At 71.9% G+C, this 2,614-nt stretch carries 2 protein-coding genes and 1 pseudogene; 1 reads left to right on the forward strand and 2 read right to left on the reverse strand.

Features of this window, described 5'->3' with window-relative positions; genetic code table 11:
* Nucleotides 1-680: pseudogene (locus tag AC2VNT_RS05450) on the reverse strand (peptidoglycan hydrolase RipC); the annotation flags it as partial.
* 192 nt (nucleotides 681-872) lie between these two features.
* Nucleotides 873-1,136, reverse strand: a complete 264-nt coding sequence (locus AC2VNT_RS05455) for a hypothetical protein (RefSeq protein ID WP_486945885.1) — start codon at nucleotides 1,134-1,136, stop codon at nucleotides 873-875.
* 230 nt (nucleotides 1,137-1,366) lie between these two features.
* On the opposite strand from AC2VNT_RS05455, the gene AC2VNT_RS05460 reads away from it, so the two are divergent.
* Nucleotides 1,367-2,614: DEDD exonuclease domain-containing protein (locus AC2VNT_RS05460; protein ID WP_486945886.1), on the forward strand; the 1,248-nt coding region annotated here is incomplete at its 3' end.

Genomic DNA, 2,614 nt, shown 5'->3' on the forward strand with positions numbered 1-2,614 from the left:
CCGGGGGCGGCCTGCGGTGCCGGTCCCGGGGCCGGTGGTGCGGCCAACGCGGCCCGCTGCCCGGGCGTCAACGAATAGTACTGGGATTTGACGACCGCGATCTGCAGCTGCAGCCGGTTCTGCCTGGCCTGCAGATCCGTGCGCACCGCGGCGGCCTGCTCCGCGGCGGCGGTGGCTTCGGCGGCCGACGCGGCCGAGGCCCGCTCCGCCTCAGCCGCCTCCCGCGCCGCCGTCCGGTAGCGGTCCATCTGGACCGACAGGTCGTCGGAGACCACCCGCTGCACCGCCAGTTTGTCGATCAACTGCTGTGGCGACCCCGCGGTCAAGAAGGCATCCATGCCTCCGGTGCGACCACCCATGTATGCCGTGGCAGCAAACTTGTTGACGGCCGACTTATACCGGGTCAGCCGTTCCCTGGTGGTATCGAGGGCGGCTTGGTCGTCGGCATGGGTCTTCTCGGCCGCCTGCTGTGCGATCAGCTTCTGATCCAGGTCAAGCTGGGCGGTGTGCATCGCCTCAGTGGTCTGCTCGGCCTGGCGGGACAGCTCCCGCAGCTTGGCGAGCGCATCGTCGGCCGGGTCGGCCCGGACGCCGCCGGCGATCACGCCGGCAAAGACAACACAGGCGGCGGCGAGACCCGCGGTGGCGCTGACGGCAGGCCGCCTGACGGCACGCGCCATCCGGTAGCCACCCTTGCGGATCAAAATTTCTTCCTCAACCTCGCCGTAACACTGCCGTTCACGCGCCGACGTCGCCCCGACTGAAAGTCTCAGTAAGGTTACGAAAAGGCAACGGCCTTGTCCAACGAGAGAGCATAACGCCCGGCCCGCGGCCCGCGGCCCGCGGCCGGGAACGGTGCGCCGCAGACGAGGCTACCCGGTGCGCCGCCGGCCGTGGATCGGGACCAGCCGCAGTCGCGGCGCCAGCCCCGCCTCGGCCAGCACATCCAGCGCGGCACGCTCGTCGTCGCACAGCTCCGCCGGCGGACCCAGCAGAACGCTGACCACGCAGTCCCGGCACGCCGGCCCGCGCGCCGCGCAGTCGTCACAATCGATCACCACCGGCAGCTCCTCGCCGCCCCCGCCGCCCGGCGTGACGTCGCCCCGGTCGGTCTCTCGTCCTCTGCCCGGCCCCATCGGCTTCCTCTCGTTCGCTGTGGTCCACCCGGTGCGCACGCTAGCCGTGCCCTCTGACATCTAGCCTTTGAGTGAGTCCGCGGGTGGGCCGAACGTCTGACCGGGACACCTGGTGGTCCCCGAGTGTCGAGTGGTCGCTCGCGGGCTCGGTGTCTGGTCGAGCGGTGTCCTTGTTCGGGAACTGGGAGCCGGCCCGCGGGTTGTCGGTCCCGCCCCTTACCGTCGAGGACATGGGCGGGACCGGTTCTGGACAGCTGAGCTTCACGCAGCTTGACCCGGCAGCCGACACGACGCTGTCCGAAACGACCTTCGTCGTCGTCGACCTGGAGACCACCGGGGCACGAGCCCGCGCCGACCCGGCCGGCGCAGCGCGGGACGCCATCACCGAAATCGGCGCGGTCAAGGTCCGCGGCGGGGTGACGCTCGGCGAATTCGCCACCCTGGTGGACCCGGAGCGCGGCATACCGGCGCAGATCACCCGGCTGACCGGGATCACCACCGCCATGGTCTGCGACGCGCCGACGATCGCCGGCGTGTTGCCGTCTTTTCTGGAGTTCGCCGGGTTCGACCGGGGGGCGGTGCTGGTGGCCCACAACGCCGGCTTCGACGTCGGGTTCTTGTCCGCCGCGGTGGAGCGCTGCGGCCTCGGCTGGCCGCGGCCCCCGGTGCTGTGCACGGTCCGGCTGGCCCGCCGGGCGCTCAGCCGGGACGAGGCGCCCAGCGTCCGGCTGACCGAGTTGGCCCGGCTGTTCTCGGTGGCCCGCCGACCCACTCACCGAGCGCTCGACGACGCCCGCGCCACCGTCGACGTGTTGCACGTCCTGCTCGACCGGGTCGGCAACCAGGGGGTACGCAGCTACGCAGACCTGAGGGCCTACCTGCCGAACGTGACCGTTGCACAGCGCCGCAAACGGGTGCTGGCCGCCGGGCTGCCGAACCGGCCCGGGGTCTACCTGTTCCGCGGACCCTCCGACGAGGTGCTCTACGTCGGAACCGCGACCGACCTGCGGCGCCGGGTGCACCAGTACTTCACCGGCGGTGACCGGCGCAGCCGGATCACCGAGCTGGTCTCGCTGGCCACCCGGGTCGACCACGTCGAATGCGCGCACCCGTTGGAGGCCGGGGTGCGTGAACTCCGGCTGCTGTCCGCGCACGCCCCGCCCTACAATCGGCGGTCCAGATTTCCGCGGCGCTGGTGGTGGATCGCCTTGACCGAGGAGGCATTCCCGCGGCTGTCGGTGGTGCGGTCAGCGCGGCACGACCGGGTGGTCGGCCCGTTCCGCTCCCGCGCGGATGCGGCGCAGACCGCCGCGCTGCTGGCCCGCTTCACCGGAATCCGCACCTGCACCACTCGACTGGCCCGCACCGCCCGGCACGCCTGCCCGCAGCGTGAAGTCGCTCCGTGCCCGGCGGCCGGCGACCTGACCGCCGCAGAGTACGCACCGACGGTTCGACGCGCCGCGGCACTGATCGCCGGC

This window comes from Mycobacterium sp. TH-M15, assembly GCF_057473705.1.